The following is a 14,571-nucleotide window of genomic DNA, read 5'->3' as shown; positions in this document are numbered from 1 at the left end:
CTATCTATAAGCTAGATAGTCTCTTTTTCAAGTTGTTGGTATCACTCGTCTTTTTCTTCCTCATTTGATTGTGTCTGTAAATAACGTGATTAGCGAAATTTACAGACACTTATAATTCATCGAACTCACGTTAAAATAGGTATACAGCAGTGAAAGTTTTTTAGTGTCTTTTATGGAGATACCCCACTTGTAATGCGTTGGCTATCTTGTGCTTCTTTATATTCTCAATCACTTATTTGTAAGTTGCTGTTTTATCAATGATATTGATTCGGATAAGCGAATGATCGACTTTTCCATATTGATATTGTCAGAATCGTATGAGACAATAGCATTTCCAAATCCTAATTCAGAAAAATGTTCATATTGTGAAAAATATTTGTAGTATGCATACAAGTTGATTGCACACTCTGATAAACTAGAGTTCTTTAAGATCTCATAAATTCTCCTGAGGTTTAGTTCATTTTTAGATTCTTTGTCTTCAAGAAGAGTTCTAACGTTCTTCTTTGGAATTGTCTTCCACATTTCACGTTCACTCCCAGGAATCAAATCGCTTGGATTCTTGTTAGGTTCAAGATAATTAAGATAGTTATCTTCAAGTTCTAGTGTGTATATGTGTTCAATAAGTTCCTCTTCTAAACCTATGTCTCCCACTTTGTCACGATAAACCTCAAACTGCTCAAACAAGGACTTAACATAGTCAATCTGTAGAACCTCTGCAATTTCATCTACATTTGCATCATCCATAGTTCCAATATACAATCCCAGTAATATATCCATAAAACAATTGCGTAAAAGAATGCCTACGGATAATTTGAGATATGAGGGCATACTGTTTTGAACCATAAACTTCGCCAATAAGGCAATAGAAGTTAAATTCATGGAAGAACGTATCAATATTGAGAGTTGTATATGCCTTTTCCGTGTTTTAGGGAATGTCTTGATATAGTTGTCTATAAACGACTTAATATCATTGTTCTCTTGAAGACATCTATTACAAACTACAATCCACTCCTTTAATGCCCCTAAATTAGTCATGTCAATAGAATCTTGTTTTTAGTATCTTTGAATCTCCTATAACGTACAATAAAGCTGTGTAAGCATAGATTCTATAATCAGGCTTAAAGCATTTCTTGTGTGGGTATAAAGTGGTAGGTAACGCCAGATACTTCTATCGTTCGAAGCTTGTTAGATTTAAAAAGCTTTTCCAAACGCAGAAGTCGTTGGTACATATTATGGTAGGACGTGTCCCAACTGTTTAGTTGGCATTTCTTCCATGTCAGGTCTTTTATTCTCATCATCCTACTCCTTTCTTCTATAGGAGGAACGCCTGTTTTGTAATAGAAAAGATAGGAAAGCAAAGATTTGCCTGAGAGTACCTTCCGTCGATATATGTCATTAATACTGCGACATTGCCTATGATACAGCTTCCGCAAAATTTTGACTTCTTTCTTTCCCATACCTGATGTAAAATAGGGCATGAGTTCTCGCCACCCATCAAATAGAGCCTTCAGTTCGTTTGCATTGAAAAGATAACCGCTTGTGGTATCATTAAGGACAGAGTCGTTTGGTTGAATTTTGGCATAGATAGTCTCGTTTATACTTACTCTATCTAGGTTTTTGATAGATAGGAAAGAGGCTTTGCATAATTGTTCAACATATTTTGTAGGAACGGCGCGTTGCACGCCCAACTTGTTCTTGCATTTGGTGAGTGATGTTATCAGTTCGCTATCTTTTGTGGAGATCTGTACAAATAGCGTGTCTAGTATATTGGAGAGGCCAGGATTTGATAGTCTGCCATTGGCTTTTGGAAAGACTAGTCCGCCTGTGGCTATGCTATTCTGTGGCACATCTAGTAGATAGGCATTTTCATTATCAGTGCTTAACTCCTTAAATAGGCTGGGCTTGTCTAGCTTGGGGTCTGCAATATATTGGGTAATGAAATTCATATATCCCGCAATATTGGCATCGAGTAGTTCTTTGGATTGGAGAATAAAATTCTGATAAGAGGTGTTGTCCTTATTATATAGTTGCACAAACAATAGGCAGGCGGATCGGGCTGCTAACTTAGATTTGATGTCGGAAGTGAAGGTGGGAATTTCATCCGTTCCTAAAACAATGAAGACGTCATTCTCAAATTTCACATAAGGTGTTTCGCTGAATATAGTATTGATAGCTGCTTCAAAACCCACTGAGGATGTAGTGCCGTTTGTATGACCGGAAGTTGTTTTCTCAAGAAAGGTTAGCCATTGCGCATAGTTGGGTGTGCATTTTAGATGCTGGTTACCATTTTCGGAAATAGAGGTCATCGAAAATGCCGTTTGAAATGTGTGAGGTATTTTCATGGCAATGTCTTGTAAGGAACTTGCCAGCGCCCGAACTTCTGCCCTGTCTTTCTCAAAAAACAATAAATGAACATTTAGGCGCCTACTTCCGTTGTTCATCCGCTTTATTTCAGCTACGGGGAAGTTTTCGCCTTTTATGTTGATGATATAACTGCGCTCGTCATCCCACACGGACACTGGCAGCTTTGTTACATTGTCTTTACTTTTGTTGTTGATATTGTGGAAGAGAATAAAGTTAGATTGTAAAGGAAATTCGCCTATCTGCTCGTTTTCCAACAAACAGGAACTATTTTGTCCTACTTCAACAACCATGTCGCTTGGTACCCATCCCAATACCTTTCTTTCTGTATCGTTCAGCGTGGGTTTATCGGAAATCAGAACGGCCTGCTTACTTTCATCGTATTTATAGGCATATACAATCTGTCCCCAACAGACACTCTTTGATGTTTTATTGTCAAAGAAAGGATCTTTGAACACTAGTATGCTATCGATTGAACAATATGGGTGTAGGTTGAAGAGCCTGTTGATAGCAGTAGTACCCACACGGAATTTAATGGGTAAGTTGTTTGATGGAGAGACAAAAGCATGTCCAAAAGGCAATAAACGATCTTTGGGTATCCATCCAACAAACGGAGCGCTTGCTGCATCCTTGAGATGTCTTTTACTGCCATAGAATAGGCTTAGCATTCCCTTGGGCTTTCCTACGATACTTGGCGATGCAGCTACTAGTTTGCAAAAGCCATTCTTCTCGTCGACAACGTAATATGGACTGCCCATCTTCTGTTCTCCTAGTACCCTTTGTGCAAAACGATTTGAATAAGCCTTATTCCCATCTCTGTCGGAATAGACTACAAGCAAGTCTTTATTTTTATGCAAATACGGATGTTGGCTAGTGCTAGGTACAAAGTTAAAGGATTGATGGCCCACACAATGCAAGCGTTCGTACTTTGTAACCTGTGCGTAAACACTGTTAAGGAATAGTAGGGAGAGAAGGACAGCAGTAGTTCTTGCCATCCAAGAATAATGTATGTTGTAGATAGACAATTTCATTTTCCGACAAATTTTTGAGTTACTTGAATTTTGGTGATTCGATGTAAATCGTCGATCTTAGCATCCTCAATAAGAACCCGATTGTTACGATTGCTTTCCAAGAAATGCAAACCTTGGCAATAATCAGGGAAAACATTGAAGCGTTTACCATTCACCTCAACCATTACCTGGTCTGCATCATAATAAAAATAGGTGTCCTTAATGTAGTTCATATTGTAATAGAAGGTAGCTCTATCTGATACCTTTGCGTTGGCTATCGCTTGTAAATGTCTCTTGATATCGTTTTGTACAAGCGTGAGGGTATCGATTTGCGCTTGATCCATAATGTCTTCTATTTTGGGCAGAATAGTAATCTCGTGTTCTATAGGTAAAAGTGTTGTGTTGGTTTTAAGCCTGATGATGTACTTGCCAGGCTTATCGTATTTGTATACTACTTGCCGGTCGAAAGCGTCAACAGTGCCACTCTCGCCAAATTCCCAATACCATGTGTCCATCCCATGTCCTTCTGCAGAGAAGACAAGTTCTTCACCCTCATATCCTTGCGACACACCATTAATTTTAGGGATAGAGTCTATTTCCACATCCTTTTTTACGGCAATCACCAGTATTGCCCTTTCGAGAATGCGTTTTCCATCAACTTGAAGTGTTATGAGGTATCTCCCAGCTTTCTTATACTTATACTGAATGTTGGGATGTCCTATTACGCTGTCGCCATTGCCCATTTTCCAAAGCACAGCTTTGTCTGCCACACCGTCAGGATTGTTGATGATGAACCTGATAGCCTCATTCACTTCCAATTGATTGTTTCCATTGCTGTCATGGATGTAGAAGTCTAAGCTTTTTGAAGACGTTCGTGAAGGAAGCAGCAAGAGAAGCACAATGACGACAATGGCTAAGAAGGCAGCTATTGCCAATAGGATTTTTTGTCTTTCATTCATAACAACTCGTGTTTAGATGTTCGCCTTTATCTTTTCGATATCTTCCTCAATGAGTTTGTTGTCGCTAATGGTATAGCTTAAGTTTTCGCGTACGTCGAAATACCCCTGTAGAAACTTGTATGCCTGTACGCAGTATAAGTACTTGGGATTACTCCCGTGCTTCTTGTATGCTTCTTGCATCCGTGAAATTCTCATTTTAATTTCACCAGTATGCTGCACTTGCTGTATCTCGAAGTTCAGAGAGTCGATGTCTGCCTTAATCCGCTCAAACTGTTGAGCCATCTTTTTTTGGTCGGTAAGTATCGCTTCAGACTCGTTGATCTCTTTTATAAGCAAGTCGGTCTTTGATTCAGGGATGTGTATAACATACTTACATAGAAGAATGTACGCCAACGCTACTGAGAAAACCAGTAATAAGACAAATTTAACTCCTGTCCAAATATTCTCGTCTTTTGTCATATTCTATATTTTATTATACAAAATGATATTTCTAGTTACACAGCATGGCTTCCTGCTTATTATAAGTTAGTGCCCATTGTGTGATACTGTTTCATTACTTTAGCTTGGGGTTAGATAGACAACTAGAGGGAAAGTTAACGAGAAGGCTCGTATTGATTGCCCCTCATAATTGGAGTGTCTCTTTTGACTGAGTACCCTATCCGTATCTTTCCAATAAACGCCCAAGCCATCCATTTGATTATAGGGATTAACCGGTTAATGCAAACTCCTAGCCCACTTCTTATTGGACCCTTTGCCGACCCTTTTGCAATTGGCCAAGGTTATACACTCGTTTGCGAGCTTCCTTGTCATAATTGTCTATGGTCTCTTGTGTCGTACGGATTTGCGCCAACACAGACTTGTAGAGCATGTAATTGTTACTGTCATTGTCTGACATACCTATCTCGTCAAGCATTTTGTCGCGCTCTTGGGTAATGATCTGTTGTAGCAGTCTGTGTTCATTACCTGTCCTTTCTTTGATGGTTAAGCTGTGCATGTTTCTGTATATCTCATCCATACGAAAGTTGTAATCGGCCTGCTTCCTAAATATCCCGTCATAACGTGCTTTCTTCTCTTCGAGCATACTGATGCCTTTTTGGGCTATTGTCAGTGTAAATACTCCAAAGGTGAAGAACAGTAGCAGTGTGAGTGCAAACCATGCCAGGAATGCGGTTCTTGCTTTCTTACGTTCTTTTTTGTTTTTTGCTTCCATGATCAAAGGTTAATTTTACTCCCACACACGCCATCCCTTTTTCTCTTCCTCAGGAGAATGACCAGCACTGTCTTCGCTCAACACAATATTCTCTCGCATCAGTCCGACATATTCCAATTCACTCATCTTTTTAAAGAGTCTTTCTAACAATGCCATCAAGTTACCGACACTCTTCAATGAGGGAAGAATATCCGTGTGCTTGTATCTGACATTCTTCACGTCACCTATCGCTTGCTGAAAATCGGCAGGATTGATATTTGTCCATTCCTTATAATATTGCAATAGATATTCTGCTTCATTCTCAGGCATGGTATGCAGAGCCGTGTGCAAGCTGTGTGCAAGCATACTAGCTAGACTTACCATATACACGGGAGGTTGCTCAGCAGCCAGTTGTTCTAGATGGAAGGAATGCATATCGAAGAACCTTTGTACAGAACGGCAAAGAACGAAAGTATTTTCCATTAATTTATCTCTACGCGAATCTCTAATGTTTTTGCGGCAAATTAACAGTGAATAGTTATGAATCACCTCAATGCTTTTTCTAAATTCATCAAGAAACGACGACAGACGTGTATCATAGCATACGCGCTGTGTTGCCGGGACATATTGATTGTCTATTTCAAATAGTGCACCTTCTGCTATAACTCTTCCTGCGATGATGCAGTTACCTTCCATGAAGTCTTTATTAGCTTGCGTTTCTGTCATCAGTTGTATGCATACTTTAGGTAGGGCATAGGGATGGTGTAGGGGAGTGGCTTCGGGATCGGGTACACCCACAGGGAGCATTTTATCTGGACTGACAGAAAGGATGATGTAAATTACTTTCTCCTTCTCTAGATCTGCATCTGGTGTCTTTATCTTCACAGATGGGACGAACTCCCCATAGAGACTTTGGTTGTAAATGATGGAAAAACCACCACGAGTTATGGCATTGCATGATTTCAAATGTATAGAGAGTGTGTCAATAGTATCTCCCTTTGTTTCCAACTCAATGGGCGAACTGGCATGCTCGAGTCTTTCGCCAAATCCATAGTTATAGGATGTAAGACCTTCTTCGCGGTTCAGCCTTACCGTCTCCATCATGTTATAGTAAGTTTCGAAAAAATGGCCATTGTTCAATTTAAGACCATTAACCCAATTGATTGGCAGGTATTCAATCTTCTTCATGTTGTATGTTGTTTATGCTCATTACTCTTTTTATATAGATCACTTGGTTCTTTTTAATGCGGTTCTCCCCTGCGGGCAGATTTGGATCCAGCATACGTATAAAGAGCGGGTACTTAAACCATTTGCTGGTATAAAAAATCCAACCGCTATCTGGATTCTCAGTCTTCGTATCTATCTGAGCTTGGGGGAAACGTCTATTCTGGTCTTCGATCAACCAGTCGAACCAGTTTCCCAAGGGAATACCGTCAGAAAGTCGAACGGTTAATGTTGTATAGCCCACATCTCCTCTTCTCCTTTTTACTTTCACCTTCACGGTCCTTGCCCTAAAACTGTCGAACGTGTCCCAATAGTTACGGTTAAATCCGCCATTATCACATCTCCATAATGCATATACAGGTGGTTGTATATTGCGGAATTTCTCAAAGCTTTGATAAACAAAATAGGGAATTGTAAACCAAAGCACGACTGTCATAGCCCAAACAGAATAAGTTAAGCCTTCACTCGCCCAGTCAAAGACCAAATAGTATATCCACCCGCCCACTACGGAGGATACGACAATGAGTAGGATGCTAATACCATCGTTTGGACCTTTAGTTCCGTCTTTTGTCATAACCTTTAAAGCGATGAGAAAAAGCACACCAAGTAAGAGGTATGAAACGAGAGCAAGAACTAGCCCGCCCCACACAAACTCGTTTCTCAGAAAACCAAAGAGGGCAGGTATTCCTAAGCAAATTCCAGCAATTAACGAAAAAATGATGACTTTTTTCATGCTGAGTTTTTGCCTAACAGATTTCAAGGCACTTGCAATGAACAATAGCAGCATTGCAAGTAGAGGTGCTAACAAGTATTTTAGGAAAAACAATATTAATGGTTTCATTCTGTTGATGTTTTTTATAGCTCTGTGTCATAACCTAGGAAGTTTGTTCCTAGCACAAACCCATTATTCGACTTAATTGTATAAACGACATTAACACGCCTTGCAGACACGATGAAGAATGACAAGACAAACTTTAGTGCTTCTGTCCTTTCTTTAAGTAATTTGTCGCTTTCGATACCTTTCACTAAACAGAGTTTTGCTTCTACATCGTCTAACTCGCCAATAAAGCGGCCAAAGAGTCCAGAATCTACTCCTAAGTGACAATCCCCTAAGGTCTTGTATGGTGATTCTTCTATGTAGTGAGATTTATATTGTAAGGATATGGGCACACGTAATACTGTGTCAAGAAGGCTTTCTAGTTTAGTCAGATTCTCCTTATATTTATCAGCGTCGCATAAGAACAAGAAGAGTCTGTACCGCTCTCCATAGTTTAACAAACCTTCTTGAGGACAAAAAAGAGAGCCTACACCTCGTAATATGCGGCTATCGTATGGGTTCGTAAAGAGATTCAAGCTGCGCTTAAAGACGTTAACTCCATCCAAAAAGAACTCTGTATCAAAAGGTTGGAAGAACTTGATGGCATCAGCTTCTTTCTTTCTATTGGCACGCATTGCTTCTACGACCTCGTTATTGGTCATACTTGGTGTGCTAAGAGAGATTGGGTGGAAAAGAAATTCAGGCAGTTGGTGGTAAATGCCATTACGGGCAAGGTGTAATACGAACCATTCTTTCGAAGTTCCAGGAAGATCTTCCACTTGAAAAGCCAAAACGTCTTGCGATAGCACACGACTATTCATCCCATGGTTACGCACCACAAGTTTATCTGAGAGATTTTCGTCTCCCGAGATGAATAGGAGTTCTCTAAAGAATACCTCGGCAAGTAATCTTCCTACCTCGCTTTTTGAGAATTCTTCCATGTTTCTTTCGTTTGTGTTTATTTGCACTCCCATTGCAAGTTTCCTTCCTTATAATTAACGATTACGCTGTCGCCTTGCTTGACGGATTCCGAAACAATCAGTTTTGAGATCGTCTTTTTCAGGTAAGTTCTGATTACGCCTGCTATCGGTCGTGCGCCATATTGTGGTGAGAATCCTTTGCCTGTGAGATAAGAAACTGTTTCCGGAGCCAAGTCCACTCGGATGTTCTTCTGGTCCAGTAATTGTTTTTGTAGACGCGAGAACTGTAACGTGAATATTTCTTGTGCCACAGGCTCTGTAATCGGAGAGAAAGGGACGATTTCTGTCAGACGGCCAAGAAACTCTGGCCGAAAGTATTTTGACATCACCTCTATCAGTTCGTTAGATTTTGGTTGGCGTCCTTCTTGTATCTGTTGGGTAATCCATTGACTGCCGATGTTCGAGGTGAAGATGATTATAGAGTTAGAAAAATCACCCTCACGACCCAGCTTATCATGTATCTTCCCTTCATCCATCATTTGCAAGAACACGTCGTAAACACTGCTGTGGGCCTTTTCTATCTCGTCAAACAACACTACGGAATAGGGCTTCTGTCGTATTTTAGTAACAAGTAGGCCGCCCTCTTCGTAGCCTACATATCCAGGAGGAGCTCCATAGAGTAATGCGGCTGAATGTTCTTCCTTAAACTCCGACATGTCAAAACGTATCATTGCATTGTCATCGTCGAAGAGAAGTTCGGCTAACGATTTGGTTAGTTCTGTCTTACCTGTTCCTGTTGGTCCAAGAAAGAAGAAAGAACCAATGGGCTTCTTGGGGTCACTAAGTCCGCTTCGTGACTCGATAATGGCATCAGATAGTGTTGTTATTGCCTTGTCCTGACCCTTTACCCGCTCTCTTAATTTGGATTCGATGCCCAGTAGACGATCTTTTTCCTGAGCCTGTATCTTCCCTATGGGTATACCGGTGTCTCCTGCAACTACCGCTTCCACTTCAAGAGAAGAAACAGCCTGGATGCCTTGGGCTGCTACATCGGCTAGCTCTTTTAATATTAGGCCTATTTTATCCAGTTTATCTTTGGTCGAATCATCATCGGTAAGCACGAAGTTGTCTGCAATTTTAGAGGTGATAACCACACTAAGCTTACTAAACACTGTATGATAAAGCAGATGTAGGTCGCGTTCGTTTATTTCCTCAACAGGTTGGTTTAGCCATTTGTTATAGCTATTGGTTAGTTGTGCAATTGTTTCCGGTGCGTTCTTGTTGCTTAATCTTACCGAAGCTGCTGTGCTGTCAATAAGGTCTAAAGTAGATGCAGGCTGACTTTTTTCTTTATAATATCTGTTTGCCAAATAGCAGGCATTGTCTATGGCTTCCTCCGTAATATTCAGCCCATAATGAGCCTGTAATAGTGTCCGATGCTCCAGAAGGGCACTTTTCAACACATTGGGTTCAAGTTGTTCCACATTCACCACATTCAAACGGTTGGCTATGGGGTGTTTTTCTAGATGCTTTCGATAAGCGTCCGTCGAAAGAAGCAACAATAGTGTTACTGTCCCCTCGCTAATTTGCGCATCCAAGATATTCACCAGTCCGATAGCGTTAGAGGCATTTCCATTTTCCAAGAGCATCTGCAAGTCGTCTATAACAACAACAGTCTTGTTTTTGGTTTGGTTCAGTTTTTGAAGTAAAGTGGTTATCTTTTGCCCTACTTCGGTTTCTGAAGACGTTTGTGCCAAAACCTTAGAGGTGTTCAGTCCAATAAGTGCAGTCTGGTTGATCATTTCGTCCTTGTTGGTTGCTATTTCATGTGCCAATGCTTTTACGATTGCCGTTTTGCCGACACCAGGTGCTCCAACCAATAAGACGCCTTTATTCTCCGCCCTTTCTAAGTTTTCAAGAATAAGTCTTACCTCTTTACCGCGGCCTATGATGGTCTTTCCTTCTTCCAAGATGTCACCTCGTTTTAGATCTGAAGCATATTGGATAGAAGTTGGTAGTTCTTGTCCCATTGCGTTTGCGAAAGGAGAAGCTGCAGCATTGAAATATTCCAAGATGTCTTGTTCAGAGACACCCAAACCTTCTATTTGTTGATGTGAATACACTACACCATCTCTTACGATTGCTGTAAACACGCAGAGGGCGTCTACATAGTCGGTTCCCAACTTAATTTTTGACCTCTCTGCCTCGTCCATCACAAGTTTTACTTCACCATCGGCAACGATGTCTGAAGTGTTATTCCCTACCGACACATACATTTCTTTATGCGTGTCGAACCAATCCATAATGTATGCCACATCTTTCTGCATGGATGTAAGGATGTCCCTCAACCCTGTCTGTTCTGTCATCATTGCCGTTGCTAGATGGGCAACACCATACGATTGATGTCTGTCTTGCCGTGCCATCGCCTTTGCCAGTTTAATGGCTGACAACAGGCTGTTGCTGTAATTTTGCTCACTCATACGAAAGACACTTTAAAAGGTATTTTACTGATGGCTCGTTTCGTTAATTCCTTTTCTAAGAACCGAGCAGTGATAGAGAAGTCTGTCGCATGGCCTCCTGCACTACGTTTCAAGCTTATCCTTATTTCCGTAGTCCGTACAATTCCCTTTTTTATATCAGGAGAAATCGCCACTCCATCGCGAATGTCTACGTTTTTTACAGCATTGCCTAGCTTATGGAAGATGTAACTGCTCACATCTTCTTCAGTAACAACTCTGTCTCTGCTTAGTAGGCCATAACGCAGGCTGCTTATTAGCTCTTGTTCATTTTTGTGCGCAGTTCCCTGCTTGGTTTCTGTTTGGAAGCGGAAGCCTGCGTTTAGGTACTTGTCTGTCATGTGGTGGGATAACGGGGTCGTTTCGTCTAATCCGTTACCTGTAGGTCCATTAGAAAGCCAATATTTTACTTCCACATTTTCTGCTCCTTTTTCAGGATAAGTCAGCAGAAATACGCGAGGCCTATTCCCGCGTTGTACCAAATCATAGCTGTTCTTACCCATCGAAGTTATACTCTCATAAAGTTCAGTAAGTTTACCGCCAAGAATTTCCGAGTTTTCGGAAGAGAAAGCCATTCCGTCTTCACGCAACAGGTGCATTAGCTTTATTATAAGGCTACGTGCATTATCTGTGTCAAATCTCTCAAGATTTCCGAAGTATACGCTAAAAGCACCGCTTGGGTTGCCTTCATAGTGACTTTGTATATCAGTATAGTTTCTCCCCTCGTTGTCTTGAAGGCTATCGATATGTAGAAAATGTGTTTCTGCACTGTATGGAAGAGAGACGATAGAGCCTTCTTTTGAAAAATCATGTTTCTTAAAGGCTTGTTGTCTATTCACCACAGGAAAGGTGTTGAGTAAGATACGTATTTCATCAAAATCTACGTCTTGCGATGTGTTGGGAAATTGTAGCCTAAACCAACAGAGCTTTTCTAGCTTGCCATCCATGCCGTCGGAGTTCCATATACGTGGCAATGGGGTGCAGCATAAGCTTTCCCTATGCTCATGTCCTGCCAAGTCTATGGTAACATAGTTGTCGGCATAGTAGTCGTTGATGTCTTCAAAATAATAATACTTTTCCTTCTCGGGCAGAGAAAACATCGGAGTATGTGTACGCATGATATGATTATCCGTATCATATACTTGTATGTCCCTGATAAGGGGTGAAAGCCTATCGTTTTCTGGTAAGATGCAAAATGTTAATGAATCCGTGCTCAAAAGGTTCATTTCTGAGATGGAGACACCAGCCCAAATGGAAAGTTCGTTGTCTTCGTCTTTGTTTGGCAATATTGATACGGCTCGTCTGCCGTCTGTGAAACATGTACGCATCCTGTTACCGTCAACAATAGATCTCACATGCCCATCAACCAACGGGTATGCGGCAAGAGGTGTAAAGAAAAGACGGACTGTGCCTTTACCGAAAAACATCTTGTCCACATAGAATTGATCTTCTATTGAACATTCACGAATGTTGCCTGAAGCTGGACAGATTGTTAGCAACGCGTGGGCAGGGAAGGGTAAAGACCATTTGTGTGGAACCAACAAGCGTGCTAACCGATGCAAGATTGCCGCATCAGCTGCTTCTATATCTTGATACAGTCTATTGCTGTTATAGGCAAACGCGTCTAGCAGCAAATCCACTACTGGATCCATCTTGCTTGGGTCGGTTATTCCCCAAAGGTTCATTGCATACCGCGAAATCCGCTCTTTTATGTCTTGCTGTCGATTGTCTATCATGGTTGTAAATTTACTATTGGGAAAGGGGACTAATGTAAAGGTAGGTGTTGAAATAGAAAGGTTTGTCATTCGAAATCAGCAACCCATTTACCGTTATTTGTACACGCCGACGGGCGTTGGGATATTTGTTTCTTACCTCTTCTTCGGCAGCCGTCAAGTATACATCTACACTAATGTCTTTCAGGCGATGCTCGTATTTGGCAATGGTAGCCGCTAACGATTTTCGCACGTCTTCCTCCCAATCCTTGTTGAAAACCGCTTGGTTATACTCCAAGTTCCAAATCATGGAACCATAATCGTCCTTACTCTCCATTTCTCCATATCGTGAAACGACGAGCAGCATGATATGCTGGGCGATAGACTCCTCATAGGAGCATCGCTCCAAATCTCCCTCTAAGGCTGAGGGCAAATCTAATGGTAATTTTAGGTAGTCCATGATATTATTAGGATAACTTCCGCAAATGTATAACATTTTATTGAAAGACAAAAATTTTTACGCTTAAATTTTGTGGCGATCTCCATTATTTCTGTGCATATAATAAGTGAACAGGTACTTTCAATTTGCGGCTTTGTTTCGTTAGTCGTTTACAATCAATGTTATACGGTGTTTCTGCGTTTGCTTGTAAGTGTTTAAGTTCACTCTGTTATCTGAGCGGGAGAAAGTGATCTTTAAATATTTCTGTATAAATTTCAATACCTCCGTGTGCTGACTGTTGTGGTTGGTTTCTTGATGTGTTAACGGGTCGAAAGGGCGCAACATTGTATTTTTGTGCTTCTGTCTGAGAAAACAACCATGCGTAAGAATTCTGATGCGTTTTGAGGCGGCTTGCCTTGGTGGAAGGCTGCAAAGATATGCAAAAAACGCACCAAGTTATCATCGCATTTTGTATTCTCTAATTCTCGCGTGCGCGCGTACCTTAATATATATAAGGCAGGGTTTATACTGATGTCGTGGCAATGGCGTTATGTTTTCCCTCTTGACCGATGTAGCGCAGGCGACTGTTCGGCATAAAGCCGAAGGCGGTTTTGATGGGTTTTCATGACCAAAGGGTAGTTAATAGGTTGTCAGTAGATTAAATCATGTGTCGTTATCGCTAAGACGTAACCCTGTTACATGTCACCCGGAACACTGTTCCATCTTATCTGGAGCATTGTTCCGCCTTGTCTGTAATGGCATTCCATCTTACCTGTAACGAGGCGGGCGGTTAGCGAGTTGTGTCCTTGGGCTTTGCCGTTGGGGTTTCAGGGCTTATTGCTATGGGATGGTGAACTGCTCCTGAACGCCTTAGGGCATAAGGTCGCTCGCACGCACGACAGGCCCCGAAGGGCCCGAAGGGCACGCCAAGGGACATGGCCCATTTGTCGTTTCGGTGCCCTCGTGTCTTTTCGGGCTGCCCACACACCCGGAATTAAGATTCGTTATGTAAAATTTTGATACGCACCTCCTAGGTTTAAAGAGGGTTAATTTTTTGAGATTCGGATTCCTTTTTCTTGATTTTTTGGGATTAAATGTCTAGATTTGCAACATCAACCACGTTTGGCCGCGTTCCTTACGTTCTGCCATGGAAAACAGCTGCGCATGAGGGGCTGAGGCGGAATCAGGCGGCGTTGACGGCGTTCTCTTTTCGTTGCCCTCGCGCATGGGGGAAATGGAAGGACAAGACGCATAGTGTAAATATTCAACAACAACCTAAAACAAGATTTATGAGTTCATTCAGAGCCACATTGGAAATGGGAGGTAAGGAGTACGACGTTCTGTATTCCAACTACGAGTTCAAACGCAACACCGACGCCAAGGGCAAGCCCGCCTCGAGCGTTACTGGCGGGTACGTGTCGGTG

General features: G+C 41.5%; 12 protein-coding genes. 1 reads left to right on the top strand and 11 read right to left on the bottom strand.

The window, feature by feature from the left end; all coding sequences use genetic code 11:
• Positions 1–228 precede the first annotated feature (228 nt).
• The 11 genes from F453_RS0109050 to F453_RS0109000 form a co-directional block, all read right to left on the bottom strand.
• Entirely contained in the window at positions 229–777 is a 549-nt protein-coding gene (locus F453_RS0109050) for a hypothetical protein (RefSeq protein ID WP_148295825.1), read from the bottom strand.
• 341 nt (positions 778–1,118) lie between these two features.
• Complete coding sequence (gene tssR, locus F453_RS0109045; RefSeq protein WP_244869416.1) at positions 1,119–3,356, bottom strand: type VI secretion system protein TssR domain-containing protein; 2,238 nt, start codon at positions 3,354–3,356, stop codon at positions 1,119–1,121.
• Positions 3,357–3,388: 32 nt separating this feature from the next.
• A complete protein-coding gene (locus tag F453_RS0109040) occupies positions 3,389–4,330 on the bottom strand; it encodes a PKD domain-containing protein (RefSeq protein ID WP_018967731.1) in 942 nt (313 codons plus the stop codon).
• 12 nt (positions 4,331–4,342) lie between these two features.
• A complete protein-coding gene (tssO, locus tag F453_RS0109035) occupies positions 4,343–4,789 on the bottom strand; it encodes a type VI secretion system TssO (RefSeq protein WP_009236149.1) in 447 nt (148 codons plus the stop codon).
• Positions 4,790–5,069: 280 nt separating this feature from the next.
• Positions 5,070–5,540 carry a type VI secretion system TssO gene (locus F453_RS0109030; protein ID WP_018967730.1) on the bottom strand — a complete coding sequence of 157 codons (471 nt, stop codon included), beginning with the start codon at positions 5,538–5,540 and terminating at the stop codon, positions 5,070–5,072.
• 15 nt (positions 5,541–5,555) lie between these two features.
• Positions 5,556–6,707, bottom strand: a complete 1,152-nt coding sequence (locus F453_RS0109025) for a hypothetical protein (RefSeq protein ID WP_018967729.1) — start codon at positions 6,705–6,707, stop codon at positions 5,556–5,558.
• Positions 6,694–7,584: a TssN family type VI secretion system protein gene (locus F453_RS0109020; RefSeq protein WP_025790035.1), complete on the bottom strand. Its 891-nt coding sequence runs from the start codon at positions 7,582–7,584 to the stop codon at positions 6,694–6,696. The genes F453_RS0109025 and F453_RS0109020 overlap by 14 nt, the downstream gene beginning before the upstream one ends.
• A 14-nt stretch (positions 7,585–7,598) precedes the next feature.
• Complete coding sequence (locus tag F453_RS0109015) at positions 7,599–8,534, bottom strand: hypothetical protein (RefSeq protein WP_018967727.1); 936 nt, start codon at positions 8,532–8,534, stop codon at positions 7,599–7,601.
• Positions 8,519–10,960 (bottom strand): AAA family ATPase, encoded by a 2,442-nt coding sequence (locus tag F453_RS0109010; protein WP_018967726.1) that lies wholly within the window; start codon positions 10,958–10,960, stop codon positions 8,519–8,521. The genes F453_RS0109015 and F453_RS0109010 overlap by 16 nt, the downstream gene beginning before the upstream one ends.
• On the bottom strand, positions 10,957–12,732 hold the full coding sequence (locus F453_RS0109005; protein WP_018967725.1) for a type VI secretion system baseplate subunit TssF: 1,776 nt from the start codon (positions 12,730–12,732) through the stop codon (positions 10,957–10,959). Before F453_RS0109005 ends, F453_RS0109010 begins: the two co-directional genes overlap by 4 nt.
• 13 nt (positions 12,733–12,745) lie before the next feature.
• On the bottom strand, positions 12,746–13,168 hold the full coding sequence (locus tag F453_RS0109000) for a GPW/gp25 family protein (protein ID WP_009236140.1): 423 nt from the start codon (positions 13,166–13,168) through the stop codon (positions 12,746–12,748).
• Between the two features lie 1,268 nt (positions 13,169–14,436).
• Here F453_RS0109000 and tssD point away from each other — a divergent pair.
• A partial coding sequence (gene tssD, locus F453_RS15315) for a type VI secretion system tube protein TssD (RefSeq protein WP_309546380.1) occupies positions 14,437–14,571 on the top strand: 135 nt, incomplete at its 3' end.

Source organism: Hoylesella loescheii DSM 19665 = JCM 12249 = ATCC 15930 (genome assembly GCF_000378085.1).
Taxonomy (GTDB): domain Bacteria; phylum Bacteroidota; class Bacteroidia; order Bacteroidales; family Bacteroidaceae; genus Prevotella; species Prevotella loescheii.
This window is presented reverse-complemented; position numbering and strand designations above follow the sequence as displayed.